Source organism: Nocardioides sp. J54 (assembly GCF_000519005.1).
GTDB lineage: Bacteria > Actinomycetota > Actinomycetes > Propionibacteriales > Nocardioidaceae > Nocardioides.
In genome coordinates, this window is the sequence record NZ_JAER01000007.1 from 85,714 (window position 1) to 109,631 (window position 23,918).

24 protein-coding genes and 1 riboswitch are annotated in these 23,918 nt (G+C 72.8%); of the genes, 5 read left to right on the top strand and 19 right to left on the bottom strand.

Translation table 11 applies throughout. The annotated features are described in order from the left end of the window. The first annotated feature begins 7 nt into the window (after nt 1-7). Nucleotides 8-1,477 (top strand): DNA recombination protein RmuC, encoded by a 1,470-nt coding sequence (gene rmuC / locus NOCJ54_RS24330; protein WP_051485561.1) that lies wholly within the window; start codon nt 8-10, stop codon nt 1,475-1,477. Nucleotides 1,478-1,497: 20 nt separating this feature from the next. Here rmuC and NOCJ54_RS24335 read toward each other — a convergent pair whose 3' ends face one another. The 16 genes from NOCJ54_RS24335 to NOCJ54_RS30495 all read right to left on the bottom strand — a co-directional run bounded on the left by NOCJ54_RS24335 (nt 1,498) and on the right by NOCJ54_RS30495 (nt 17,247). Continuing rightward, nucleotides 1,498-2,337 (bottom strand): acyl-CoA thioesterase domain-containing protein, encoded by an 840-nt coding sequence (locus tag NOCJ54_RS24335; RefSeq protein ID WP_036517163.1) that lies wholly within the window; start codon nt 2,335-2,337, stop codon nt 1,498-1,500. A 7-nt stretch (nt 2,338-2,344) separates the two neighbouring features. Next, nucleotides 2,345-3,649, bottom strand: a complete 1,305-nt coding sequence (locus NOCJ54_RS0107180) for a serine hydrolase domain-containing protein (RefSeq protein ID WP_232221700.1) — start codon at nt 3,647-3,649, stop codon at nt 2,345-2,347. A 2-nt stretch (nt 3,650-3,651) separates the two neighbouring features. After that, a complete protein-coding gene (gene gcvP / locus NOCJ54_RS0107185) occupies nt 3,652-6,510 on the bottom strand; it encodes an aminomethyl-transferring glycine dehydrogenase (protein ID WP_036517164.1) in 2,859 nt (952 codons plus the stop codon). An 80-nt stretch (nt 6,511-6,590) separates the two neighbouring features. Beyond that, nucleotides 6,591-6,692: riboswitch (glycine riboswitch) on the bottom strand. A 42-nt stretch (nt 6,693-6,734) separates the two neighbouring features. After that, nucleotides 6,735-7,367, bottom strand: a complete 633-nt coding sequence (locus NOCJ54_RS0107190) for a MerR family transcriptional regulator (protein ID WP_084254971.1) — start codon at nt 7,365-7,367, stop codon at nt 6,735-6,737. 139 nt (nt 7,368-7,506) lie between these two features. Beyond that, entirely contained in the window at nt 7,507-7,977 is a 471-nt protein-coding gene (locus tag NOCJ54_RS0107195; protein WP_028654967.1) for a bifunctional nuclease family protein, read from the bottom strand. Nucleotides 7,978-8,019: 42 nt separating this feature from the next. Then, a complete protein-coding gene (ftsR, locus tag NOCJ54_RS0107200) occupies nt 8,020-8,751 on the bottom strand; it encodes a transcriptional regulator FtsR (protein WP_051485562.1) in 732 nt (243 codons plus the stop codon). A gap of 2 nt (nt 8,752-8,753) precedes the next feature. Further along, on the bottom strand, nt 8,754-9,269 hold the full coding sequence (locus NOCJ54_RS0107205; RefSeq protein WP_028654969.1) for an FHA domain-containing protein: 516 nt from the start codon (nt 9,267-9,269) through the stop codon (nt 8,754-8,756). A gap of 45 nt (nt 9,270-9,314) precedes the next feature. After that, complete coding sequence (gcvH, locus tag NOCJ54_RS0107210; RefSeq protein WP_028654970.1) at nt 9,315-9,704, bottom strand: glycine cleavage system protein GcvH; 390 nt, start codon at nt 9,702-9,704, stop codon at nt 9,315-9,317. A 10-nt stretch (nt 9,705-9,714) separates the two neighbouring features. Beyond that, complete coding sequence (locus NOCJ54_RS0107215; RefSeq protein ID WP_028654971.1) at nt 9,715-10,440, bottom strand: DUF881 domain-containing protein; 726 nt, start codon at nt 10,438-10,440, stop codon at nt 9,715-9,717. Then, on the bottom strand, nt 10,433-10,765 hold the full coding sequence (locus tag NOCJ54_RS0107220) for a small basic family protein (RefSeq protein ID WP_028654972.1): 333 nt from the start codon (nt 10,763-10,765) through the stop codon (nt 10,433-10,435). Before NOCJ54_RS0107220 ends, NOCJ54_RS0107215 begins: the two co-directional genes overlap by 8 nt. Beyond that, nucleotides 10,762-11,607: a DUF881 domain-containing protein gene (locus NOCJ54_RS0107225; RefSeq protein ID WP_028654973.1), complete on the bottom strand. Its 846-nt coding sequence runs from the start codon at nt 11,605-11,607 to the stop codon at nt 10,762-10,764. Before NOCJ54_RS0107225 ends, NOCJ54_RS0107220 begins: the two co-directional genes overlap by 4 nt. Further along, nucleotides 11,604-12,245, bottom strand: coding sequence for a CDP-alcohol phosphatidyltransferase family protein (locus NOCJ54_RS0107230; RefSeq protein WP_396954775.1), 642 nt, complete (start codon nt 12,243-12,245; stop codon nt 11,604-11,606). The genes NOCJ54_RS0107225 and NOCJ54_RS0107230 overlap by 4 nt, the downstream gene beginning before the upstream one ends. Before the next feature lie 22 nt (nt 12,246-12,267). Continuing rightward, nucleotides 12,268-13,335, bottom strand: a complete 1,068-nt coding sequence (locus tag NOCJ54_RS0107235; RefSeq protein WP_028654975.1) for a hemolysin family protein — start codon at nt 13,333-13,335, stop codon at nt 12,268-12,270. Beyond that, nucleotides 13,328-14,686, bottom strand: a complete 1,359-nt coding sequence (locus NOCJ54_RS24340) for a hemolysin family protein (protein ID WP_036517166.1) — start codon at nt 14,684-14,686, stop codon at nt 13,328-13,330. The genes NOCJ54_RS0107235 and NOCJ54_RS24340 overlap by 8 nt, the downstream gene beginning before the upstream one ends. Further along, nucleotides 14,683-16,572, bottom strand: a complete 1,890-nt coding sequence (locus tag NOCJ54_RS24345) for an acetoacetate--CoA ligase (protein ID WP_051485563.1) — start codon at nt 16,570-16,572, stop codon at nt 14,683-14,685. Before NOCJ54_RS24345 ends, NOCJ54_RS24340 begins: the two co-directional genes overlap by 4 nt. Before the next feature lie 6 nt (nt 16,573-16,578). Continuing rightward, complete coding sequence (locus tag NOCJ54_RS30495) at nt 16,579-17,247, bottom strand: acyltransferase (RefSeq protein ID WP_028654976.1); 669 nt, start codon at nt 17,245-17,247, stop codon at nt 16,579-16,581. 80 nt (nt 17,248-17,327) lie between these two features. Here NOCJ54_RS30495 and NOCJ54_RS24350 point away from each other — a divergent pair, with 80 nt between their 5' ends. Further along, nucleotides 17,328-18,479, top strand: a complete 1,152-nt coding sequence (locus NOCJ54_RS24350; protein ID WP_051485565.1) for a CDP-glycerol glycerophosphotransferase family protein — start codon at nt 17,328-17,330, stop codon at nt 18,477-18,479. A 19-nt stretch (nt 18,480-18,498) separates the two neighbouring features. Here NOCJ54_RS24350 and NOCJ54_RS0107260 read toward each other — a convergent pair whose 3' ends face one another. Then, nucleotides 18,499-19,197: a hypothetical protein gene (locus NOCJ54_RS0107260; RefSeq protein ID WP_157514817.1), complete on the bottom strand. Its 699-nt coding sequence runs from the start codon at nt 19,195-19,197 to the stop codon at nt 18,499-18,501. 139 nt (nt 19,198-19,336) lie between these two features. Between NOCJ54_RS0107260 and NOCJ54_RS28110 the strand changes: the two genes are divergently transcribed. The 3 genes from NOCJ54_RS28110 (at nt 19,337) to NOCJ54_RS24360 (ending at nt 22,105) form a co-directional block, all read left to right on the top strand. After that, nucleotides 19,337-20,674, top strand: coding sequence for a TIGR04338 family metallohydrolase (locus NOCJ54_RS28110; RefSeq protein WP_051485566.1), 1,338 nt, complete (start codon nt 19,337-19,339; stop codon nt 20,672-20,674). Nucleotides 20,675-20,775: 101 nt separating this feature from the next. Beyond that, nucleotides 20,776-21,180 (top strand): pyridoxamine 5'-phosphate oxidase family protein, encoded by a 405-nt coding sequence (locus NOCJ54_RS29810; RefSeq protein ID WP_051485567.1) that lies wholly within the window; start codon nt 20,776-20,778, stop codon nt 21,178-21,180. An 88-nt stretch (nt 21,181-21,268) separates the two neighbouring features. After that, nucleotides 21,269-22,105 (top strand): bifunctional metallophosphatase/5'-nucleotidase, encoded by an 837-nt coding sequence (locus tag NOCJ54_RS24360; protein WP_198020139.1) that lies wholly within the window; start codon nt 21,269-21,271, stop codon nt 22,103-22,105. Nucleotides 22,106-22,127: 22 nt separating this feature from the next. On the opposite strand, the gene NOCJ54_RS0107280 is transcribed toward NOCJ54_RS24360, so the two are convergent. Both NOCJ54_RS0107280 and NOCJ54_RS0107285 read right to left on the bottom strand, forming a co-directional pair. Beyond that, on the bottom strand, nt 22,128-22,784 hold the full coding sequence (locus NOCJ54_RS0107280; protein ID WP_028654979.1) for a response regulator: 657 nt from the start codon (nt 22,782-22,784) through the stop codon (nt 22,128-22,130). Next, a complete protein-coding gene (locus NOCJ54_RS0107285; protein WP_028654980.1) occupies nt 22,781-23,911 on the bottom strand; it encodes a sensor histidine kinase in 1,131 nt (376 codons plus the stop codon). The genes NOCJ54_RS0107280 and NOCJ54_RS0107285 overlap by 4 nt, the downstream gene beginning before the upstream one ends. Between the last annotated feature and the right edge of the window lie 7 nt (nt 23,912-23,918).

The following is a 23,918-nucleotide window of genomic DNA, read 5'->3' on the forward strand; positions in this document are numbered from 1 at the left end:
TGGTCCCATGGCCACGATCACCACCCTGCTGCTCGGTCTCCTGCTCGGTCTGCTCCTCGGGGCGGCCGGCGGCTGGCTGCTGCGCCGGGGCGAGGTGGCCCAGCGCGAGCACGACCACCAGCGCGAGCTGGAGGGCCTGCAGCGGGAGCTGGAGCAGCTCTCCCGCGACCACCAGCTCGAGGTGGAGCGCAGCGAGGCCCGCCACGAGAGCGCCCTGGCACAGCTGCGCCACGAGCTCGACCGGGTCGAGCTGCAGCACCAGGCCGCCGTCGAGGAGGTCCGGGTGCGCGAGGCCGAGGCCCGCGCCGAGGTCCGCTCCGAGCTGACCGCGGCCGCCGCCACCGTCGAGCAGCTGCGCGACGCCCTCGACCAGGCCCGCGCCCAGCACCGCACCCTGCTCGACCAGCAGCGCCAGGCGCAGGCCGAGCGCGAGCGGGCGGAGAACGGGCAGACCCAGGTGCTCAAGACCCTCACCCCGGTGGTGGAGCACCTGCGCTCGATGCAGCGCAAGGTCGACGACCTGGAGAAGGCCCGCGTCGAGCAGCACACCGAGCTCGCCGCGCAGATCCGGCACACCCAGAAGTCCGTCGAGGACTCCCGCAAGGCCGCCGACACGCTCGCCACCGTGCTCAAGGACAACGCCGTGCGCGGCGTGTGGGGCGAGACCCAGCTGCGCACGCTGGTCGAGACCGCCGGCCTGGTCAACCGCATCGACTTCGAGCTGCAGCACTCCCTCGAGGCCGACTCCGGCGCCCGCCGCCCCGACATGGTGATCAACCTGCCCGGCGGCAAGCAGATGGCGATCGACGCCAAGGTCCCCTACAACTCGTTCATGGACGCCCACCGCGACGGCCTCCAGCCCGAGCAGCGCCAGCGCCTGCTCGAGGACCACGCCAAGAAGGTGCGCGGCCACGTCGACACGCTCTCCCGCAAGGGCTACTGGACCGGCCTGCGCACCAGCCCGGAGTTCACCGTCGCGTTCATCCCCAACGAGCAGCTGCTCAACGCCGCGCTCGAGGTCGACCCGTCACTGATGGAGCACGCCTTCAAGCAGGGCGTCGTGCTGGCCACCCCCACCAACCTGTGGGGCATGCTCAAGACGGTCGCGTTCACCTGGAAGCAGGAGGCGCTCACCGAGGACGCCCAGGCGCTCTTCGAGATGGGCCAGGTCCTCTACCGCCGCATCCTCAAGCTCTCCGAGCACGTGGAGAAGCTGGGCCGCTCGCTGCAGCGCAGCGTCAAGGACTACAACGCCTTCACCGGTTCGCTCGAGCGCAGCGTGCTGCCGGCGGCGCGCAAGCTCAACGCCGCCGACCCGGTCTCGACGATCCCGGCGCCGAAGGAGATCGAGGAGGCGCCGCGGGCGCTGACCAGCAGCGAGTTCGCGGCGATCGCCGACCTCGAGCGCGAGGAGCTCACCTTCGACTTCGACGTCGCCGAGGGCGAGGTCGTCGAGGACGAGTCCCAGGCCGGCTGACCCAGCCGACCCCCGACCGCTCAGGCGCTGCCCTCGAGGGTCACTCCCCCGGACAGGTCGACGGTGCGCCGCGCGTTGGCCAGCGACGTGACCGTCGCGGTGCCGATGCTCCCGCTGCGGTCGAAGACCTCGGCCGTGCCGACCGCGACGCCGTCGGAGGCGACGTGGTCGCTCGCGCGGAGACCGACCGAGATGCCGTCCGGGCGGCGGCTGAGCGCGAGGTCGATGTCGACGTTGATGTACTCCACGCCACCGGATCCCCAGTTGGTCACCATGCTCGTGGCGTCCGCGATGGAGGCGACCGCCTGGAACGGCGTGGGTGGCTGGTCGAGCAGCACCGGCACGGCGATGTGCCAGGTGGCGTGGCGCCCGGCGTTCTGGTGCTCGCCGAAGTTGTCCGACCACGGCTCGTCGCTCTCGAAGAACGGCACGTGGTGGGGCAGGTCCGCCGGCACCAGCTCCAGCGAGGGCGGCTCCGGGCGGTCCTCGGCCGACCACACCTCACCGGGCGGGTTGGTGGACGGCTCGAGGAAGGTCGCGCTGGCTCGTGCGACGGGGCGGCCCGCCTGCTCGACGACGGCGTCGACGAGGACCAGCCGGGGCCCCTCGCGCACGATGGTGCCGCGAGCGGTGGTCGGCACCATCTTCGCCGGCCGGAACAGGTCGACGTGGTAGCGCGCCGGCACCAGGCAGCCCCGTCCGATCGCCTCCACCTCACGCTCCAGCGCCCACGCCAGCAGCGCGCTCACGGCGACGCCGTGCATCTGCTCCGACGACCAGAGGCTCTGCGCGTGCGGCTGCGGCACGAAGGCGTCACCGTCGAGGGCGTACCAGGAGAACTGGAACGTGTTCTCGTTCATCGTCCCATCATGCCGGATGGCCTCCGGGCACCGGCACGCGAGGGTCGTACGGCGTGCGGGTGTACACGAAGGTCGCGCACTCGAGGTAGCGCACCGCTCCCCCCGTCCCCGGCTCCCGGTGCACCACCAGCCGCTCCCCGCGGTGGTAGCCCTCGGAGCCGGTGAAGCCCTCCCCGGACCGGTCTCGGACGAAGCGCTCGTGCGGCTCGGCGGTGCGCAGGTCGCGAGCGACGACCTCGCCACCCGTCCACTCGAAGGCGAAGGCGGTGTTGCCCCAGAACCACAGCCCGAGCAGCTCGGCCACCTCGCCCGGCACCGGTCGCGGCGAGGGCTGCCACCGTCGTGCATCGGGCGGGGCGACCTCGCCGAGCAGGACGCCCGGCACCCGCTCGGGCTGCAGGCCGGTGGTGGCATTCGTGAGGGCGACGACCGCGTCGCGGGTCGAGCGGTCGACGAACAGCGAGGCCTGGAAGCCCGGCATCGACCCGGTGTGGCCGACCATCGTGCGTCCACCCACGTCGAGCAGGCGCAGGCCCAGGCCGTAGGCGTCGGCCCTCGGGGCCGGCTCGGCCATCTCCGCAAGCGTGGCCGGCGCGAGCACGTCCGGGTGGCCGGTGGCCAGGAAGTCCGCCCACCGCAGCAGGTCCTCGACCGTGCTCCAGAGCTGGCCGGCTGGCGCCATCGCGCCGGTGTCGGTGTGCGGCTCGGCCGTCAGGGTGTGGGCGAAGTGGTCGACGCTGCGGCCGGGGGCGTGCGCCGCCGGCGGGTGGTACGACGTCGCGCCCATGCCCAGCGGCACGAGCAGCCGCTCCCGGACGGCCGCCCACCACGACTGCCCCCGCAGCCGGGCGACGACCTCGCCGAGCAGCGCGTAACCGAGGTTGGAGTAGTGGTAGTACTCCCCCGCGGTGGCGACCCGACCGGAGCCGTCGTTGGCGGCCAGCAGCGCGCCGACGTCACCACCGTCGACGCGCTCCCACCACGGCCCGACCGGCTCGCTCTGCAGGCCGGCGGTGTGCGCCAGCAGGTCACGCAGCGTCGCGTCGCGGTAGCCGGTCTCCGGCACGAACCGGCCGACCGCGTCGTCGAGAGAGAGCGCCCCCTCGTCGCGCAGCTGCAGCACGAGCACCGCGGTCAGCGTCTTGGTGATCGAGCCGATCCGGTAGGCCGAGTCGACGTCCGGCTCGGCGTCGGGCAGCACCGAGAGGCAACCGCGCCAGGCCGGGTCACCGCCCAGGGCGACGGCGGCGCTCACCGACGGCAGCCGGCCTGCGCCCTGGAGCGCGGCCAGCCGGTCGTCGTACGTGGGCACGGTCAGTCGGCGTAGGCGTCGACGGGCGGGCAGGCGCAGACCAGGTTGCGGTCGCCGTAGGCCTGGTCGATCCGCGCCACCGGCGGCCAGTACTTGTCCGCGGTGATGCCGGCCGGGAACACACCGACCTCCCGGGAGTAGGGCCGGTCCCACTCGCCCACCAGCGCCCGCGCGGTGTGCGGCGCGTGGTGCAGCGGCGAGGCGTCCACCGGCCACTCGCCTGCCGCGACGCGGTCGATCTCGCCCTTGATGGCGATCATCGCGTCGCAGAAGCGGTCGAGCTCGGCGAGGTCCTCGGACTCGGTGGGCTCGACCATGAGCGTGCCGGCCACCGGGAAGGACATGGTCGGGGCGTGGAAGCCGTAGTCGACGAGCCGCTTGGCCACGTCGTCGACGGTGACGCCGGTCTGCTGCGTGATCGCCCGCAGGTCGAGGATGCACTCGTGCGCGACCAGGCCGGAGTCACCGCGGTAGAGCACCGGGAAGTGCTCACCGAGGCGCGCGGCGACGTAGTTGGCCGACAGCACCGCGACGGCGGTGGCGCGGGTCAGGCCCTCGGCGCCCATCATCCGCACGTAGGCCCACGAGATCGGCAGGATGCCGGCCGAGCCGAAGGGGGCGGCACTGATCGCGCCGGTGCCCTCGCGGCGCGCGGTGTCGGGGTGCAGCGGGTGGGTCGGCAGGTACGGCGCGAGGTGCTCGCGCACCGCGACCGGGCCGACACCGGGGCCACCGCCACCGTGCGGGATGCAGAAGGTCTTGTGCAGGTTGAGGTGCGAGACGTCGCCGCCGAACCTTCCGGGCTGGGCGTAGCCGAGGAGCGCGTTGAAGTTCGCGCCGTCGACGTAGACCTGGCCGCCGTGCTCGTGGACGACCTCGCACAGCTCGGTGATGGTCTCCTCGTAGACCCCGTGCGTCGACGGGTAGGTCACCATGATCGCGGCGAGCGACTCGGAGTGCTGCTCGCACTTGGCGCGCAGGTCGTCGAGGTCCACCGTGCCGTCGTCGGTCGCCTTGACGACGACGACCTTCATCCCGGCCATGACCGCCGAGGCGGGGTTGGTGCCGTGCGCGGACGACGGGATCAGGCAGATGTCGCGCTGCTCCTGGCCGTTGGCGCGGTGGTAGTTGCGGATCGCGAGCATGCCCGCGAACTCGCCCTGCGCGCCGGCGTTGGGCTGGATGGACACGCGGTCGTAGCCGGTGACCTCGGCGAGCCACCGCTCGAGCTGGTCGATCATCTGCCGGTAGCCGTCCGCGTCGGCCGCCGGGACGAACGGGTGGAGGCCGGCGAACCCGGCGAGGGAGATGGGCTCCATCTCGGTTGTCGCGTTGAGCTTCATCGTGCAGGACCCGAGCGGGATCATGCCGCGCTCGAGCGCGTAGTCGCGGTTCGACAACCGCGCGAGGTAGCGCAGCATCGACGTCTCGTTGTGGTGGGTGTTGAACACCGGGTGGGTGAGGAAGTCGGTCGTGCGAGCGAGCTCCTCGGGCAGCGCGGAGGTCGCGGACCAGCCGCTGACCTCGACCGGCTCGGCGCCGAACGCACCCAGCACCACGTCGAGCACGGGGCCCGAGGACTCCCCCACGCTGATGCCGACGTGGTCCTCGTCGACCTGGCGCAGGTGGACCCCGCCCTCGCGGGCGGCCCGGACGACCTCCGCGGCGCGCCCGGGCACGCGGGCCAGGACGGTGTCGAAGAAGGAGTCGTGGACGACCTCGACACCGGCCGCGCGGAGGCGGTCGGCGAGGAGCGAGGCCTGCGCGTGGATGCGCTGCGCGATCGCGGTCAGGCCCTTCGGGCCGTGGTAGACGGCGTACATGCCGGCGGTGACGGCGAGCAGCACCTGCGCGGTGCAGATGTTCGACGTCGCCTTGTCGCGGCGGATGTGCTGCTCGCGGGTCTGCAGCGCGAGGCGGTACGCCGGGCGACCCTCGGCGTCGACCGAGACGCCGACGAGGCGACCGGGCAGCTGGCGCTCGAGGCCCTCGCGGACGCTCATGAAGCCGGCGTGGGGTCCGCCGTAGAAGAGCGGGACACCGAAGCGCTGGGTCGAGCCGACCACGACGTCGGCGCCGAGGGTGCCGGGCGCCTCGAGGAGGGTCAGCGACAGCAGGTCGGCGGCGACGACCGCCAGGCCGCCGCGCTCGTGCACGGCGTCGATGACCGGCTTGATGTCGGCGACCCGGCCCGACGCACCGGGGTACTGCACGAGCACGCCGGCGACGTCACCGTCCGGCAGGCCCCCGCTGAGGTCCGCGACGACGACGTCGATGCCGATCCCCTCGGCGCGGGTGCGCACGACGTCGATCGTCTGCGGCAGCGCGTCAGCGTCGACGACGAAGGGCCCCGACGCCTTGCGGTTGGCGCGGAAGGCAAGCGCGACGGCCTCGGCGGCAGCCGTGCCCTCGTCGAGCAGCGAGGAGCCGGCGGTGGTCAGGCCGGTGAGGTCCGCGACCATCGTCTGGAAGTTGATGAGCGCCTCGAGCCGACCCTGCGAGATCTCCGGCTGGTAGGGCGTGTAGGCGGTGTACCAGCTCGGGTCCTCGAGCACGTTGCGGCGGATGACCGCCGGGGTGACCGTCGCGTGGTAGCCCAGCCCGATCATCGCCTCGCCCGGCTCGTTGGCGGCGGCCAGGGCGCGCAGCTCGGCGGCGGTGGCCTCCTCGTCGGCGGCATCGGGCAGCTGCAGCGCGGCGTCCGAGCGGATCGACTTCGGCACGGCGGCGTCCATCAGCGCCTCGAGCGTCGGGTAGCCCAGGCGGTCCAGCATGGACGCGACCTGGTCGCCGTCAGGACCGATGTGGCGACGTACGAACGGTGCGGGGTCGAACGGGGTGGCGTCGAAGGGGGTGGTCATCAGCAGGCAGGCTTTCCTCGGGTTCGAGACGGGTCCAGCCCTCCCCCTCTGTCAGCGCGTCCCTGCGCCTCCAGAGTTGCCTGCTCCGCACGGTCCGGGCGCCTGAGAGGTTCCGGGGAGGAATTGCCCCTTCGGCGCAGGCCTGCGCCGATGGCGCATCCTGACTCTCCCGTGCGGGATGAACAGCAGGGAACAGACTACCGCGAACGGGTCGCGGTCCCTGGTCAACCCGCGTTGCGGGCAGCGCGCCGTGCGGCGAGCTCGTCGCCGGCGACGTCGGCCGCCTGGTCCGCCTCGGTGTCGCTCGCGCTCTCGCTGGGGAGCTGGGCGAGCGTGCCCTCGATCTCGCGCCAGACGCCGCCGATGGCGATGCCGAAGACGCCCTGGCCGCCCTGGAGCAGGTCGATGACCTCGTCGTTGCTGGTGCACTCGTAGACCGAGGCGCCGTCGCTCATCAGGGTGACCTGGGTGAGGTCGTCGGTGCCGCGCTCGCGCAGGTGGCCCACGGCGGTGCGGATCTGCTGCAGCGAGATGCCGGCGTCGAGGAGGCGCTTGATGATCTTGAGGATCAGGATGTCGCGGAAGCTGTAGAGGCGCTGCGAGCCGGAGCCCTTGGCGCCGCGCACGCTCGGCTCGATGAGGCCGGTGCGGGCCCAGTAGTCGAGCTGGCGGTAGGTGATGCCCGCCGCGTTGCACGCGGTCGGACCCCGGTAGCCCAGGTCGCTGGGGAGCGGGGAGACGTCGTCGGTGAAGAGCAGCCCCTGCTCCTCGGCGACAGCGGCGGCCGCGGCCGTGTCCTGGCCGACCTTCTCGGGCTGCTGCTCGTTCACGGGGTCCTCCAAAGGCGGCTGCTGCATTGCACGGCTGTCATTCGACTCTTCAAGGTACGGCGCCGGTGTCGGGCCGGTCAAAGACGTCACCGGGCGTGTCGCCGAAAACTCTCAGGCTCAACTTGAGGTTGAGGGAGCTCCCGCTCCCCTGTCCCCCTCGCGGGCGTCACTGCCCGGACTCGAAGTCCTCCGGCGAGACGTGGTCGAGGAACTCGCGGAACGCCTCGACCTCGTCCTCCTCCTCGGCGGGGGCGGCGATGCCGGCCTCGGCCAGCACCTCCTCGGAGCAGTAGATCGTGGTGCCCGTGCGCAGGGCGAGCGCGATCGAGTCGGACGGGCGGGCGCTGACCTCGGCGCCCGAGGCGAGCACCAGGGTCGCGAAGAACACGCCGTCCTTGACGTCGGTGATCCGCACCTCGGTGAGCTCGGTGCCGGTGGCCGCGAGCAGGTCCTTCATCAGGTCGTGCGTGAGCGGCCGCGGCGGTACGACGCCCTGCTGGGCGAACGCGATCGCGGTGGCCTCGACGGCGCCGATCCAGATCGGGACGTACCGGTCGCCCACGGTCTCGCGCAGCAGCACGATGGGCTGGTTGGACGGCATCTCCACCCGGACTCCCAGGACATCCACCTCGCGCATGACTCCAGCCTACTCGTGGCCGGGTGGCGCGGGTGCGGCCCGTCAGATCCGGCGCAGGCCCGACTTCACCAGGGTGGCGTGCAGCCGCACGGAGAGGGCCGCGATCTCGCTGACCGCCTCCTCGGCGCGGGCTGCTGCGGCGGCGTCACGCCCCCGGCGCGGGGCGACGACCTGCTGGATCAGCCCGACCTCCCGGTCGGCGGCGGCGCGGAAGCCGCGCAGGTGGCGCGGCTCGATGCCGAAGTCGGCGAGCTCGCTGGCGGTCTGGGCGATCACCAGCGCGTCGGTGTCGTAGTGGCCGGTCGGCGACGGCGTGATCAGGGCGAACTCCTCGAGCTGTGCGAGCAGTGCCTCGTCGATCTCCGCCACCTTGATGAGCTCCTTGCGCGACAGGCGCAGCTTGTCGCTGCGGCGGAACGACTCGGGCGCCGGCATGCCGTCGGACCCGACGGCGACCTTCGGCACGGTCGGGACGACGGGCTCGGGCTCCGGCGGCTCGAGGCCACGGTCCATCGCGTCGAGGTGCTCGCCGATCACCTTCAGCGGCAGGTAGTGGTCGCGCTGCATCCGCAGGATGTAGCGCAGCCGCGTGATGTCGGCCTCGGAGAACTTGCGGTAGCCGGCCGGGGTCCGCTCGGGCTTGATCAGGCCCTCGGACTCGAGGAAGCGGATCTTCGGGATGCTGATGTCCTCGAAGTCCGAGCGCAGGCGCTCGAGCACCTGGCCGATGTTGAGCAGCGGCTCGCGCTCGCCGCGGACGACGGCTGCGCCCACGGTCAGTGGCTCTCGTGGCCCGCGAAGAAGACCAGGCGGTACTTGCCGACCTGGACCTCGTCGCTGTCCTTGAGCTGCGCCTTCTCGATCCGGTCACGGTTGACGTAGGTGCCGTTGAGGCTGCCCGCGTCCTCCACCGTGAAGGTGCTGCCGGAGCGGCGGAACACCGCGTGGCGGCGCGAGACCGTCACGTCGTCGAGGAAGATCCCGCTCTCCGGGTGCCGGCCAGCAGTCACCTCGTCGGAGTCGAGCAGGAAGCGGCTGCCGGCGCCGGGACCCTTCTGGACGACCAGCAGCGCGTGCCCCACGGGCAGCGCGTCCACGGCGGCGGCGTCGACCGCGCTCAGGGCGCGGTCGGAGGTCTCGACCCGGTCCGCGGGGAACACGGCCTGGATCGTGGCGGTCGAGTCGGTCGGGACCGGCGCGGCGGCTTCCGCCTCGACGAGACGCGTACCACACTGCGAGCAGAAGCGGGCGTCGTCAGGGTTCTGCCGGCCACAGGCGGTGCAGAACGGCATCTGGGAACTCCTTGGGTCCGGAACGGCTACGACGAACCTACCGGATCAACCCTCGAGCTGTGCCTCGTACGCGGCAGCGTCCAGGAGTCCGTCCAGGTCGCCGGCCGACGACGGCACGACCTCGAAGAGCCAGCCGGCGCCGTACGGGTCGTTGTTGACGAGCTCTGGAGTCGCGTCGAGAGCCTCGTTGACGGCGACGACCTCGCCGGACACCGGCGCGTAGACGTCGCTGACCGACTTGGTGGACTCGAGCTCGCCGCACGGCTCACCGGCGGTGATCGTAGCGCCGACCTCCGGCAGGGAGACGTAGACGATGTCGCCGAGGGCGTCCTGGGCGTAGTCGGTGATGCCCACCCGCACCGAGCCAGCCGCCTCGCCGGGCTCGCGCAGCCACTCGTGCTCGACGGTGTACTTCAGGTCAGCCGGGTTCGTCATGGGCCGAACGTTACTGCCCCTGCTCGGGCAACGCGTACTGCGGCTCGGCGCGTTGCGCGACGGCTTCGATGTCGACCGCCTTCAGCTCCTCGACCTCCATCGTCCCGCCGTCGTCCTCGACCTGCTTCTTGGGCCCGAGGGCGAAGGTCAGCGAGTCGGCGAGCACGCCGGGCTCGCCGATCGCGTCGATGACGTACGGCGCCTCGATCCGCTCGCCGTCCACGGTGAACCCGCCGTCGGTCTCCTCCAGCGAGGTCTGCGCGACCACGCGGACCGTGCCGTTGATCGCGATCGCCTCGGCGCCGACGGTGCGCAGGGCCTGGATGGTGTCGAGCATCGAGCCGAGCCGGATCCTGCCCTCCTGCTCGGTGATCGTGATCCGCACGCCCGGCCCGGTCACCGGGACCAGCCCGGCGAGGATCGTGAGCGTGTCGACCTCCGAGGACGCCTGGTCGAGCGCGGCCTGGCGCCGGGTCGTGTCGTCGCGCAGGTCCGCGGCGACGCCCTCGAGCCGATCGATCTCGGCCTCGGCGCGCTGGCGCGTGCCGGACAGCCCGTTGAGCAGGTCGATCAGCTCCTGCTCGCGCAGTCCGGCGTAGGACTCCTCGGTGCCGGCGACGCGGACCTGGGTGACGGCGGCGAACCCGAGCAGTGCCATGAGCAGCCCCGCGACGACCTGCTTGCGCGAGGGGCGCAGCAAGGCCTGCTTGAGGCGCTCGATCGGCTCGTCAGGCATGGAACACGTGCCTCCGGATGGCGGCGACGTTGGTGAAGATGCGGATCCCGAGGACGACGATGACGCCGGTCGACAGCTGCCCGCCGACGCCGAGGCGGTCGCCGAGGTAGACGATGCCGGCGGCGATCACCACGTTGCTCAGGAAGGACACGACGAAGACCTTGTCGTCGAAGATCCCGTCGAGGTAGGCCCGCAGCGCGCCGAACACCGCGTCGAGCGCGGCGACGACGGCGATCGGCAGGTAGGGCTCGAGGCCGATCGGCACGTCGGGCTGGAACACCAGGCCGAGCACGACGCCGACGAGCAGTCCGATCACCGCGATCACGGCGGTCCACCTCCATCGCCCTTGGGGTTGGTCTTCTCCGTGGCGTAGCGCAGCCGCTGCAGCGAGGCAGGGGCGGCGGGCAGCCTCAGGTCGTCCTCATTGTCCATGTCCCACGAGAAGCCGAACTGGTTGGCCGCCGCGACGAACTGCAGCGCGCTGCCCGAGTCGACGAACCGGGACGACAGCGTGCCCTGGTCGCCGATGGCCAGGATCGTGTACGGCGGCGCGATGCCGCGGAAGTTCACCTCGATCGCGTCGCCGGAGGTGCTGATGGCCCCCGTCGACGCCACCCGCTGCCCGTTGATCGCGACCGCCTCGGCGCCGGACTGCCACAGTGCGTTGACCACCAGCACGAGGTCGCTGGCCCGGATCTGGTCGCTGCTGGAGGCGAGTGGCGAGTTGTCGAGGGTGAGCCGGACGCCGTCCCCGCGCACGGCCTCGAACCCGGACAACGCGCCCAGCGTGGCGCCGCGGGCCTGGACGTCGCCGTACCGGGCGCCGAGGTCGCGCAGTCGGCCCTCGGCGTTGAGGTTGTCGGTGCGCAGCTGGGCGGCGGCCTCCTGGAGGTTCGCCACCGACGTGCGGCGGGACTCGATCCGGGAGATGAGCGCGCTGCGGCTCTGGTCGTCGACGTCGGAGTTCGCCTGCGTCTGCACCGCGGCGATCGTGACGAGCAGGGCGAAGGCCGCGACGACCACGACGACGCCCGCACGCAGCCCCCGGCTCGCCTGCTGCTCCGGTCCACGCCGCGACGCCGCCGCCTGGTAGTCGCGGTCCAGCGACTCCTGCGTGATGAGGGTCAGGAGCGGGGTCCGGGCGCGGTCCGTGGGCTCGGCGGTCATGGCTGTGCCGCGCCCCCGGTGCGTCCGCGTCGGGGCAGCCGCTCGGTCGTGGCCATCAGCTTGCGCACCTGCCAGGCGTAGAGGATCCCGGCCCACCAGTAGAGACCGATCCCCCACAGCGCCAGCGACCAGCCGAACACCTGGGCCAGGGTCGCGACGGTGCCGTCACCCTCCCCGAGCAGCAGCAGCGGGAAGGCGTAGAGCAGGTTGAAGGTCGCCGCCTTGCCGAGGAAGTGCACCGGCAGCGCGCTGTAGCCGCGGGTGCGCAGCAGGGGCACGAGACCCCACAGCAGCAGGTCGCGCAGCGGCAGGCACAGGGCGACCCACCACGGGATGACGTCGCGCAGGGCGAGGCCGACGACCACCGCCAGGATGTAGAGCCGGTCGGCGACGGGGTCGAGCAGCCGGCCGAGCTCGGAGGTCTGGTCGAGCTTGCGGGCCAGCCAGCCGTCGAGGAAGTCGGTGACCCCGGAGACCATGAGCACGACGAGCGCCCACACGTCCTCCTCGGGGCCGAGGACCAGCCAGAGGAAGAGGGGCACGCCCAGGAGCCGGGAGGCGCTGAGCAGGTTGGGGAGCGTCCACACCCGGTCGGACGCGCGCTCGTCCCGCGTCACCGCTTCACCCACACTCGACACCCTAGAGCGTGCCTCGCCGCCGTCATGCACCGGACACGTCGTCGGAGTGGGCGGCGTCGCGGATCTCGCCGACGAGCTCCTCGATGACGTCCTCGAGGGCGGCCACACCGAGCGTCGTACCGGCCTGGTCGACGACCCGGGCCATGTGGGCTCCGCGGCGCTGGAGCACCTCGAGGGCGTCGTGGAGCGGCGTCTCGGCCGTGACCGTCGCGAACGGGCGGATCCAGCGGTCGGCGACCGGGCGCTCGCGGCGCTCCTCGTCGGGCTCGAGCACGTCCTTGATGTGCAGGTAGCCGATCAGCTCGTCGGCGTGGCCGGGCGCGTCCGAGACGACGGGGAAGCGGCTGAAGCCGGTGACAGCACACAGCGCCTCGACCTCGGCGCCGGTCGACCCGCGGACGACCGTCGCGAGCGAGTCGGGCGTCATCATCACCTCGGCGACGGTCTTCTCGGTGAAGCCGAGCGCGCCCGACAGGCGGTCGTACTGGTGCTCGGCGAGCAGGCCCTCACCGTGGGACTCCTCCACCAGGGCCGCGACCTCCTCGCGGGTGTAGGTGCTGCCGAGCTCGTCCTTCGGCTCGATCCGCATCAACCGGAGGATGCCGTTGGCGATCGCGTTGATCGACACGATGATCGGGCGCAGCACCAGCACGATGCCGTACATGGGCGGGCCGAGGATCAGGGCGGCACGGTCGGGGCCGGCGATGGCGATGTTCTTGGGGACCATCTCGCCGAGCACCACGTGGAGGTAGACCACGATCGTCATCGCCAGCACGAACGCGACCGGGTGCAGCCAGTCGTCGGGCACGCCGAGCTCGTGGAAGGCGGGCTCGACGAGGTGGGCGAGCGCGGGCTCGCCGACCGCACCGAGCCCGAGCGAGCAGATGGTGATGCCGAGCTGGGCGCCCGCCATCATCTGCGAGACCTGCTCCATGGCGGTCAGGGTGATCCTGGCCATCCTCGAGCCGGCCTGCGCCTTCGGCTCGACCTGGCTGCGGCGTGCGGAGATCAGCGCGAACTCGGCGCCGACGAAGAACGCGTTGGCGGCGAGCAGGAAGACGGCGAGCAGGACGCCACCGAAGTCACCCATCGGTGGGCTCCTCGTCCTCGACGTCCTCGACGCGCAGGGACATCCGGTCGATGCGCAGGCCGTCCATGTGGTCGACGGTCAGCACCGCGCGGCGGGCGGGAGCGTCCTCCTCGTCGCCCTCCGGTGGGAGGGGTACGACGGCGGCGTCCCCCGTGACCGGGATGCGGCCGAGCACCTTGAGGACCAGCCCGGCGATCGTGTCGTAGTCCTCGCTCTCGGGCAGCTCGACCCCGGTGAGGTCCTCGACCTCGTCGGGCCGCAGCAGGCCGGACAGCGACCACGTGCCGTCGCGGCGCAGCCGGCCGCGGCTGCCGAGCCGGTCGTGCTCGTCGGAGATGTCGCCGACGATCTCCTCGATGACGTCCTCGAGGGTCACGATGCCCGCGTGGTCGCCGTACTCGTCGAGCACGATGGCCATCTGGAAGCTCTCGGCGCGCAGCAGCGCGAGCAGCGGGTCGAGGCGCAGCGAGTCGGGGACGACGATCGGCTTCGCCATCAGGTGCTTGACCTTGGTCGTGGCGCGCTCGTGCAGCGGCAGCGCCACGGCGTTCTTGACGTGGACCGTGCCGACCACGGCGTCGGTGTCGTCGAGCACCGGGAAGCGGGAGTTGCCGGACTCGCGGGCCAGCGCGATCACGGCGCTCGCCCGGTCGTTGACGTGGAGGCTGCGGGTGCGCACGCGCGGGGTCATGATCTCCCCCGCCGTCCGGGTGCCGAACTCCACCGAGCGCTCCATGAGCTCCGCCGTGTCGGCGTCGAGGGTGCCCTCGTCCGCGGAGCGCTGGATGAGCGAGGCCAGCTCGGTCACGCTGCGGGCCGAGCGCAGCTCCTCCTGCGGCTCGATGCCCAGCCGGCGCACGATCGCGTTCGCGCTGCCGTTGAGCAGGTGGATCGGCCCCCGCGCCGCAGCGGTGAACGCCCGCATCGGCGCCTGGGTGACCCGGGCCGTGGCGTACGGCAGCGAGATCGCGACGTTCTTCGGGACCAGCTCGCCGATCAGCATGGTCAGCAGGGTGCTGAGGGTGAGGCCGGCGGCGACCGCCACCGGGCTGACCGCACCCGCAGCGACCCCGGCGTCCTCCAGCGGACCGCGGAGCAGCTCCGCGATCGCCGGCTCGGCGAGGAAGCCGATCGCGAGGTTGGTGATGGTGATGCCGACCTGGGCGCCGGACAGCTGCGTCGACAGCGAGCGCAGCGCCTTCTGCAGGCCGACGGCGGAGGCGTCACCGGCGGCGGCCGCGCGCTCGACCTGGCCGCGGTCGACGGTGACGAAGGCGAACTCGGCTGCGACGAAGAGCCCGCAGGCGAGGATGAGGAGGATGGCGAGTCCCAGCAGCAGCCAGGGTGTCATCGGGTTCGGTGGCTCCTGCCCACGTCGCGGTACCAGTTGATGAGGTCTGGGTCGTCCACACTACCGGGGTCGTAGCCGACGCCGAGGTCCTGCCCCGCCAGCACCTTCTTGACCGGGACCTCCAGCTTCTTGCCGGTGCGGGTGTGCGGGACGCCGGGCGCCTGGATCACGTCGTCGGGCACGTGCCGCGGCGAGGCGTGGGTGCGGACCGCCTCCCGGATCCGGGCCTCGAGCCCGGCGTCCAGCTCGACCCCGTCGGCGAGCACCACGAACAGCGGCATCCAGTAGCCGCCGTCGGGCTCCTCCAGCCCGATCACCAAGGCCTCGCGGACCTCGGGCAGCGCCTCGACCGGCTCGTAGATGTCCGCGCTGCCCATCCGGACGCCGTTGCGGTTGAGGGTCGCGTCGGAGCGTCCGTGGATGACCACCGAGCCGTGGCCGGTGATGGTGATCCAGTCACCGTGGCGCCACACGCCGGGATAGGTGGAGAAGTAGGCGTCGCGGTAGCGGCTCCCGTCCGCGTCCCCCCAGAAGCAGACCGGCATCGACGGCATCGGCCGGGTCACCACCAGCTCGCCGACCTCGCCCCGCACGGACCTGCCCTGCTCGTCGAACGCCTCGAGCGCGACCCCCAGGCACGGGCGGGACAGCTCGCCCGGCCAGACCGGGAGGTGCGGCGCCGTGCCGACGAAGCCGCTGACGACGTCGGTGCCGCCGCTGATCGAGCACACCTGGACGCCCGGACCCAGCTCGGCGGCCAGCGCCTCGTGGCTGGACGCGGGGAAGGTCGACCCGGTGATGCCGACCCGCCGCAGGCGGGTGAGGTCGTGCCCCGCCGGGCCGACCCCCGCCTTCTGGCAGGCCGCCACGTAGCCCGGGCTCATCCCGGCCACGGTCACGCCGTGCCGGGCCGCGAGCGCCCACAGCGCGTCCGGCGCCGGGTGGGCCGGGCTGCCGTCGTACACGACGACGGAGGCGCCGGTGAGCAGGGCGCCGACGACGAAGTTCCACATCATCCAGGACGGCGTGGTGTACCAGGACAGGCGCTCCCCCGGGCCCAGGTCGAAGTGGTAGGCAGCCGCCTTGGCCTGCTCCAGCAGTGCCCCGCCGTGCCCGTGGACGATGCCCTTCGGCCGGCCGGTGGTGCCCGAGGAGAACAGCACCCACAGCGGGTGGTCGAAGGCCACCTCGACCGGCACCAGCTCGTCGTCGCCTCCGGTGGCCTCGGCCCACGCGTCGCTGCCGACGTCGAGGACGGCCTCGAGCGTGGGCAGCGCGGCGCGCAGGCCGGCGACGACGTCGCTGCGGTCGTGCACGCGGCCACCGTGGACGTAGGACGTCGCGTGGACCAGCACCTTCGGGTCGAGCTGCTCGAACCGGGCCCGGGCGGCGGTGGCGGCGTAGTCCATGCCGCAGACCGACCACACCGCCCCCAGGCTCGCGGCGGCGAGGAAGGCGACGATCGCGTCCGGGGTGTTCGGGAGGAAGCCGACCACGCGGTCGCCCTCGCCGACCCCGAGCCGGCGGTACGCCGCGGCGAGGCTGCCGACGCGGCGGCGCAGCTCGCCCCAGGTGACCTCGCTGGTCGCCGCCGGGTCCTCGCTGGCCGCGACGATCGCCACCTCGTCGGCAGGACGGCCGTCGAGGACGGCCGCGGCGTAGCTGACCCGGGCGTGCGGGAACCACACCGCGCCCGGCATCCGCTCCTCGGCGAGTGCCGGTCCGGGCAGGTCGAGGCCGAGGTGGCGGGCGACGAGGGTCCAGAAGGTGTCCGGGTCCTCGACCGACCAGGCCCACAGGTCGTCGTACTCCTCGACCGTGCTGGCGCCCAGCGGCCGGCCGGTGGCCTCCGCGGCGAAGCGGGCGAGGTCCTCGATCCTGGTCATCTCAGCTCACAGGGCGGGCGCCCCCGCGACCGCGCGGACGTCGCCTCCGGCGCGGGCGGACACCCAGCCGCGGCCGGGCTCGAGGCGGCGGATGGTGCGGGCCGGCACGCCACCCACCACGGCGTGGTCCTCCACCACCCCGCGGACGACGGACCCGGCAGCCACGACGACGTTCCGCCCGATCGTGGTGCCGGGCAGGATGATCGCGCCGTGGCCGATCCAGGAGCCGGAGCCGATGACGACCGGCTGGTGGGCGCCGAACTGGCGGCCGATCGGGACCTCGGGGTCCTGGTAGCCGTGGCTGGCGTCGGAGACGAACACGTCCTGGCCGAACCACACGTCGTCGCCGATGGTGATCGAGTCGTGCGCGGTGATGCAGGCGCGGGCCCCGATGACGCACCGTTCCCCGATCCGGAGGCCGTGCTCGGGCAGGACCGCCTGGGTGGGGCCGTAGCCGACCGAGAGCGTGGAGTACTTGCCGACCAGGGTGTCGCGGCCGACGTGGATCGCCTCGGGGTTCACCACCGTCGCCATCGGGAAGGCCAGGCACGCGCCCGGCCCGAAGTGGGCGAAGCGGTCGGCCAGGTCGGTCCCCGGGGCGACGTCCCCGAACCGCTCGAGCCACTGCCACGCAGCGAGGACGGAGCGGTTGACCAGGCGGCGCAAGGGAAGCACGCGGCGAGGTTACCGAAACGCAACACGGACGGGGCCTCTTCGGTTCGTCCGCGTGCCGACGCGACTCGTAAAATCCGGGGGTGCAGACCGTCCGTGACCCCCAGGTGATCGCCCACTTCGCCGACGACCCGACCCGGGTCTACCAGCTCCTCCAGTGGGTGCCGGTGCTCGAGCGGCTCGACGCGGTCCACCCGGTCATCATCGTGACCCGCGACCCGGCCACCCGGGACGTGGTCGTGGAGCGCACGACGCTGCCGGTGCACTGCGCCCCGGGCTTCAACGACCTCACCCAGCTGTACGACGACCTGCAGGCCGCCGTCGTCCTCTACTGCAACAACTCCATGCTCAACTTCAACTCGCTCATCGACGGCCGGATGCTGCACGTGCACATCAACCACGGCGAGAGCGACAAGCACAGCATGGTCAGCAACAACGCCAAGGCCTACGACCGCGTCTTCGTCGCCGGCGAGGCGGCCGTCCAGCGGCACCGGGCGGCGCTGATGGAGCTCGACGAGTGGCGCCTGGTCCGCGTCGGCCGGCCCCAGCTCGACCTGCGCCCCGCGCCCCTGCTGCCGGCCAGCGAGCGGCGCACGGTGCTCTACGCCCCGACGTGGGAGGGCGACGCCGACTACAACTGCTACACCTCGGTCGACGTCTTCGGCCCCGAGATCGTCCGGGAGGTGCTGTCCGTGCCGGACGTGCGGCTCGTCTACAAGCCGCACCCCAAGGTCACCACCAGCCAGGTCCCCGCGGTCCGCGAGGGCCACCAGGCGATCCTCGACCTGGTCGAGCGCGCCGCCGAGGCCGAGCCGGACGCCGGCCACGCCGCGATCTGGCAGGGCGACATCCTCGCGGTCTTCCCGGGCTGCGACGCGATGATCACCGACGTCTCCTCGGTCGGCCTGGACTGGCTCTACCTGATGACCGACAAGCCGATCCTCATCACCGACCGGCACCACGACGCCGAGAGGCTGCGCCAGGAGGTCCCGGTCAGCCGCTGTGCCGACGTCGTCGACGCCGACGTCCTCGCCCACCTCGGCGACCTGCTCGCCGCGCGCCTCGCGCACGACGAGCACCGGATGGCCCGGGCCGCGATGCGCCACCACTACTTCGACGACAACGGCGTCGGTGACAGCACCGTCCGCTTCGTCGAGGCCGTCGGGGAGCTCGTGGAATTGCGAAACCGGCTGCAGGGCGCGAGCCCCGCAGCCGGCTTCGTCGAGTCGGCCTGACCCTCGCGGGTCGCTCCGCTCAGCCGCGACGCGTGGTGATGAAGTACTTCGACGTGTTGCCGCCGAAGCCGTTGCTCGGGGCGATGTACGCGCGGTAGTGCGTCGTACGGCGCTGGACCGGGATCTTCACCTTCCAGTTGCTGGTGCGGTTCGTCTTGATGCTCTTGAGGCGGGTCCACTTGCACGACGCGGCGCGCGGCCGGGCGCAGGTCGACTTCTGGATGATGATCGGCCGGTTCTTGTAGGCCGGGGCGACCTTGCCGTAGAAGAGGCGGCCGGAACGGCGCCAGTTGTCGTTCAGCACGCGGCGGACGGTGACCTTGACGGCCGGCGAGGCGGACGGGGAGGCGAGGTCCTCGTAGCCCAGGAAGCGCAGGCGGTAGTAGGCCGACCGGTTCGGCTTCACCTTCCACGTCGGGGCAGGCACGCTCGCGCTGAGCGCACGGGTGGCGAGCGTCGTCCAGGAGCCGCCGCCGACCTTGCGCTGCAGCTGGACCTTGCCCGGGTAGCAGACCGAGCACTGGCCGGGCGCCGAGACCCAGCCGTCGAACGTGACGCGCTTGCCGTAGTTGACCGCGACGGCCTTCTTGCCGTTGACCGTGAGGTGCGACTTGGTTGCGACCGCCGCGTGGGCCGGCGCCGCCGAGACCGAGACCAGCGACAGCGTGCTGGCGACGAGCGCGATCGCCACCACGGCGACGCGTCGCATGAGCTTCACATGCATGGGTGTTGCCCCCGAAATTTCTGGTGAGAAGGATTGGCGACTTGTGCCGCAGCACTTCTCTTCCACCGCCGGCGCCGCCGCAAACCAGCCGCCGCGAACCACCGGTGTCGGACCCACCTGAGAGGCTGCCCCCATGACCGACGACACCTCCGCCGTGTACGCCGCCGAGGACCTGCTCGCCGGCTGGCTCGACGAGGCGCGCCGCCGGCCGGGCGACCCGCTGCGGATCACGGTCGGCGCCGAGGTCCTCGAGCTCGAGCCGGAGACCGAGCCCCGGTTCACCGACCCGGCGCACGTGCAGGACTACGTCGACCGGGTGCTGGCCCACCTGGTCTTCACCGGCAGCCGGTACGACGACGGCGCCGGCCTCGACCTGGCGGCGGTCCCCGTCGTGGTCCGCCCCCGCCGCGGAGCCCGGCAGGCGCACTACGAGCGCGGCGAGCTCCCGTTGCGCGGCGTCGTCGCGATCCCGCCGCGCGAGGTCGGCGGGGCGTGGTCGCTGCGGGCAGCCGTCGTGCTGCACGAGGTGGCGCACCACCTGGCCGGCGCCGACGGGCACGGACCGCGCTTCCGCACGACCTTCCTGCGGCTGCTGGAGGACATCGGGATGCCGGTCCTCGCCGAGCTGCTGCACACCGCCTACCGGCTGTCCGGCCTCGACACCGGTGTCGACGGGGAGGACCGCACGCTGCTGCGAATCGGCCGCCTGCTGCGACAGGCGGAGCGGACCAGCAACCCCGCGGAGCGCGACGCGTTCTTCGCCAAGGCACAGACCCTCGCCACCCGCCACCAGATCGCCCTCGCCGTCGCCCGCGCCAGCGCCCAGACGGAGGAGCAGCGCCAGGACCCGACCTGGGAGACCGTGCTCATCGGCGAGTCCGGCAAGCGGTCCCTGGCGCGCTACGTGCGGCTGGTGCTCGAGATCGCCCGCGCCAACGACGTCCGCGTGGCCATCTACACCAGCAACACCCGGGTGACGCTCTACGGCTTCCCCGGCGACATCGCCGTGGTCAAGGCCCTCTACGCCACGCTCGTCACCCAGATGGTCGCCGACGGCGACGCCCACCTGCGCTCCGGCGCCCACAAGGCCGACACCCGGCAGGTGTGGGACGCCCGCAAGCGTCGCTGGGTGGAGCGCCCGGTGCACGGCTCGACGGCACGGGCCGCGTTCTACGAGGCCTGGGCCGACCACGTCGGGGACCGGCTCGCGAAGGCGCGCGACGACGCCCGCGCCGCGGCGATCGCCGCCGAGCCCGCCGTGGACGACCGGCCGTCCTCCACCGAGGTCGCCCTGCGCGCCAAGGAGGTCGAGGTGGTCGACTACTTCAGCCACATGCAGCGCGAGCACGGCATCCGCGGCACGTGGAAGGGCACCGCCTCGGCCGCCCACGCCGCACCGGGCTCCCGGGACGCCGGCGTCCGCGCGGCCGCCCGCGCCCGGCTCGGCACCGAGCGCGCGATCACCGGCTGAACCACCGGTCGAACCTGCCGGAGGACCTTCGCCCCTCCCCCTCGGCCGCCGCGCACGGCAGGCTGTCCCTGAGCCGCAGAGTCGAGGGGAAGGATGGAGCCGTGCTGGAGCTGGAGGTCCTGAGCAGGGAGGAGTGCGACCGGCACCTGCGTGACAGCGCGGTCGCCCGGGTCGCGGTCTGCACGCCGGACGGCCCGCACGTCGTGCCGGTCAACTACGCGCTGGTGGACGACGCGGTCGTCGTACGGACGGTGGCGGCGAGCGTGCTCGGCACGCACGCGCCGGGCAACGTCGTGTGCCTGGAGGTCGACGACATCAGCCCGGTCCTGCACGCCGGCTGGAGCGTCCTGGTCCGCGGCCGCGCCGAGGCCCTGACGCCCGACGCCCTCGACGCTCCCCTGCGCACCTGGGTGCCGCGCGAGAGCGACGTCGTGCTGCGGCTGCGGCTCGCCGAGTGCGAGGTCTCGGGCCGCCTCCTGCCCGCCGGGGCGGGCCGCCGCTCCTAGCCCGGCTCAGGAGCCGGTCGCCGGCAGCGGCAGCGAGTCAGGTCCTCCGCCGGTGCCGTTCGGCCCCGGCGTGGGCGTGGGTGTGGGCGTGGGTGTCGGCGTGGGCGTGGGTGTCGGGCCCGGTGTGGGAGCGGTGACGACGGCGAAGTCCTCGTCGCCGAGGACCTCCCCGGCGTCGGTGATCTCCCAGGCCGACTTCAAGGTCGACCGCAAGAGCGGCGACATCATCCGCTCCACCGTGACCGTCGACAACCACGTCGTCACCCGGGACATCACCCCGGACCCGGCCACCGCGGCCTTCGTCCAGGACTGGCGGGACCGGGTCGCGGCCGTCGCGAACCAGCAGGTCGGCACCATCACCGCCGACCTCAACCGGGCGCAGACCGCCGTGGGCGAGAGCGTGCTCGGCAACGTCATCGCCGACGCCCAGCTCGAGGCGACGCGGACCGGCGGCGGTGCGCAGGTCGCGCTGATGAACCCGGGCGGGATCCGCGCCGACCTGGCGTTCGCGCCCGACGGCGTGGTGACGTACGGCGAGGCCTTCGCGGTCCAGCCGTTCAGCAACCTGATGCAGGTCGTCACGCTGACCGGCGCCCAGCTGGACGCCCTGCTGGAGCAGCAGTGGACGGCCGCACGCACCGCCGTCCTCTCGCCGTCGTCGACGCTGCGCTACACGGCGACCCTGTCCGCCCCGTTCGGCGACCGCGTCTCCGACATCACCATCGACGGTGTCCCGCTCGACCCGGCTGCCAGCTACCGGGTCGCCGCCAACAACTTCCTCGTCGGTGGCGGCGACGGCTTCTCGGAGTTCCTCAACGGCACCGACCTGTGGAGCGGCCCGATCGACCTCGACGCGTTCACGGCGTACCTGACGGCCCACAGCCCGATCTCCCCGCCCGCGCGGGACCGGATCACGGCGGGGTGACGAGCGGGACGGCGTCCGCGGCCTAGCCGCGGACCCGCCCGGTCTCGTAGGCCCACATCGCGACCTCGACGCGGTTGCGGGCGCCGAGCTTGGTCATCAGCGCGCCGACGTGCGTCTTCACGGTGCTGAGCGTGATGTGGAGCTCATCGGCGATCTCGGCGTTGGTGCGGCCGCGGGCGACGGTCAGCAGCACCTCCTCCTCGCGCTCGGTGAGCGGCTCGACGGGCTGCACCGGCCGGGCGCTCCGTTCCAGCCCGGCCAGGGTGGTGAGCAATCGGCGGGTGACGTCGGGCGAGATGAGCGCGTCGCCGTTCGCGGCGGCGTGGATCGCCTGGACGAGGAGCTCGGGACCGGCGCCCTTGAGCAGGAAGCCGCGGGCGCCGGCCTTGAGCGCCCCGTGGACGTACTCGTCGAGGTCGAAGGTCGTGATGACCACCACGGCGAGCGGGTCCTCGACTCCCCGACCAGCGAGCTGGCGGGTGGCCTCGACGCCGTCGATGCCCGGCATGCGGATGTCGAGGAGGCACACGTCCGGTCGCAGCTCGCGGGCGACGCGGACCGCCTCGTGACCGTCGGCCGCCTCGCCGACGACCTCGATCCCGGGCTGCGCGTCGAGGATCATCGTCAGGCCGGCACGGATCAGCCGCTGGTCGTCGGCGACCACCACCCGGATCGTCACTGTGGCACCGCCCGCGGGAGGGTCGCCTCGACGGTCCAGCCGCCGACGGGGTCGGGGCCGGCGTGGCAGGCGCCGCCGAGCAGCTTCGCCCGTTCCGCCATGCCGAGCAGGCCGTAGCCCAGGGCGGGCGCCGGACGGCTCGCCTCCCCGTCGTCGTGCACCCGCAGCCGGACGACGTCGGCCTCCCCCGTCACCCCGACGGTGACCGCCGTGGCGTTCCGGGCGTGCCGGATGGCGTTGGTGACGGACTCCTGGCAGATCCGGAAGACGGCGACCGCGACTGGCTGCGGCAGGCCGGTGAGGTCGCCGGTGCGGTGGACCCGGACCAGGGGACTCGTCCGGGCGAGGTCGTCGAGCTCGTCGATGCCGCGCGCCGGGGCGTAGTCGGCCGCGTCGGTGTCGCGCAGGACGCGGACCATCGACCGCATCTCGGCCAGCGTGCGCGCCGCCTCCGCCTCGATCTCCCTCAGCACCTCCGCCGCCGAAGCCGGGTCGGTCGCCGCGACCGCGCGCCCAGCCTGGGCCTGGATCGCGATGGCCGACACGTGGTGCGCGACGGTGTCGTGCAGGTCGCGGGCGAGCTCGCCGCGCTCGAGGGCCCGCACCTGCTGCACCTCCCGCTGGCGCGCGACGGCGCGGTAGCGCATCGCGGCCCCGAGGGCGAACGCGGCGACGAGCACCATGGCGCCACCCACCCGGTCACCGACCGCCTCGGTGGTCGCCAGGCCGATGCCTGCCGGCACCGCGACGACCGCCGTGCCGGCCAGCGCCTCCGGCCCGGAGGCCCAGCGGTACAGCGAGTAGGGCAGCAGCAGGACGCACACCATCGTCTCGAGCCCCACGTCGGCGGCTCCCTCGACGGCCGCAGCGACCTGCAGCACCATCGCCCCGCCGAAGCCGACCGCCGTCGCCACCAGCGGCTGGGTACGACGCCACAGCAGGGCCGGGACCACCACGAGGACGACCACGACGGCCACGGTCCGCGCCGGCAGGTCCGGTCGCAGGACCGCCTCGCCCACGGCCGTCGCCAGCAGGGCGCCGACCAGCGCCCAGTCCCACCACGCGCGCGGCGGCGGGTCCGGGACGCGCGGCTCGGCGAGCACCGAGCGCAGGAAGGCGGCGACCACGCGCCCA

Bases quoted from the DNA above. Each gene is read 5' to 3' on its own strand.
- rmuC (WP_051485561.1), top strand. From the start codon at position 8: ATGGCCACGATCACCACCCTGCTGCTCGGTCTCCTGCTCGGTCTGCTC.
- NOCJ54_RS24335 (WP_036517163.1), bottom strand. From the start codon at position 2,337: ATGAACGAGAACACGTTCCAGTTCTCCTGGTACGCCCTCGACGGTGAC.
- gcvP (WP_036517164.1), bottom strand. From the start codon at position 6,510: ATGACCACCCCCTTCGACGCCACCCCGTTCGACCCCGCACCGTTCGTA.
- NOCJ54_RS0107190 (WP_084254971.1), bottom strand. From the start codon at position 7,367: ATGCAGCAGCCGCCTTTGGAGGACCCCGTGAACGAGCAGCAGCCCGAG.
- NOCJ54_RS0107195 (WP_028654967.1), bottom strand. From the start codon at position 7,977: ATGCGCGAGGTGGATGTCCTGGGAGTCCGGGTGGAGATGCCGTCCAAC.
- NOCJ54_RS0107205 (WP_028654969.1), bottom strand. From the start codon at position 9,269: ATGCCGTTCTGCACCGCCTGTGGCCGGCAGAACCCTGACGACGCCCGC.
- gcvH (WP_028654970.1), bottom strand. From the start codon at position 9,704: ATGACGAACCCGGCTGACCTGAAGTACACCGTCGAGCACGAGTGGCTG.
- NOCJ54_RS0107215 (WP_028654971.1), bottom strand. From the start codon at position 10,440: ATGCCTGACGAGCCGATCGAGCGCCTCAAGCAGGCCTTGCTGCGCCCC.
- NOCJ54_RS0107225 (WP_028654973.1), bottom strand. From the start codon at position 11,607: ATGACCGCCGAGCCCACGGACCGCGCCCGGACCCCGCTCCTGACCCTC.
- NOCJ54_RS0107235 (WP_028654975.1), bottom strand. From the start codon at position 13,335: ATGGGTGACTTCGGTGGCGTCCTGCTCGCCGTCTTCCTGCTCGCCGCC.
- NOCJ54_RS24340 (WP_036517166.1), bottom strand. From the start codon at position 14,686: ATGACACCCTGGCTGCTGCTGGGACTCGCCATCCTCCTCATCCTCGCC.
- NOCJ54_RS24345 (WP_051485563.1), bottom strand. From the start codon at position 16,572: ATGACCAGGATCGAGGACCTCGCCCGCTTCGCCGCGGAGGCCACCGGC.
- NOCJ54_RS28110 (WP_051485566.1), top strand. From the start codon at position 19,337: ATGACCGACGACACCTCCGCCGTGTACGCCGCCGAGGACCTGCTCGCC.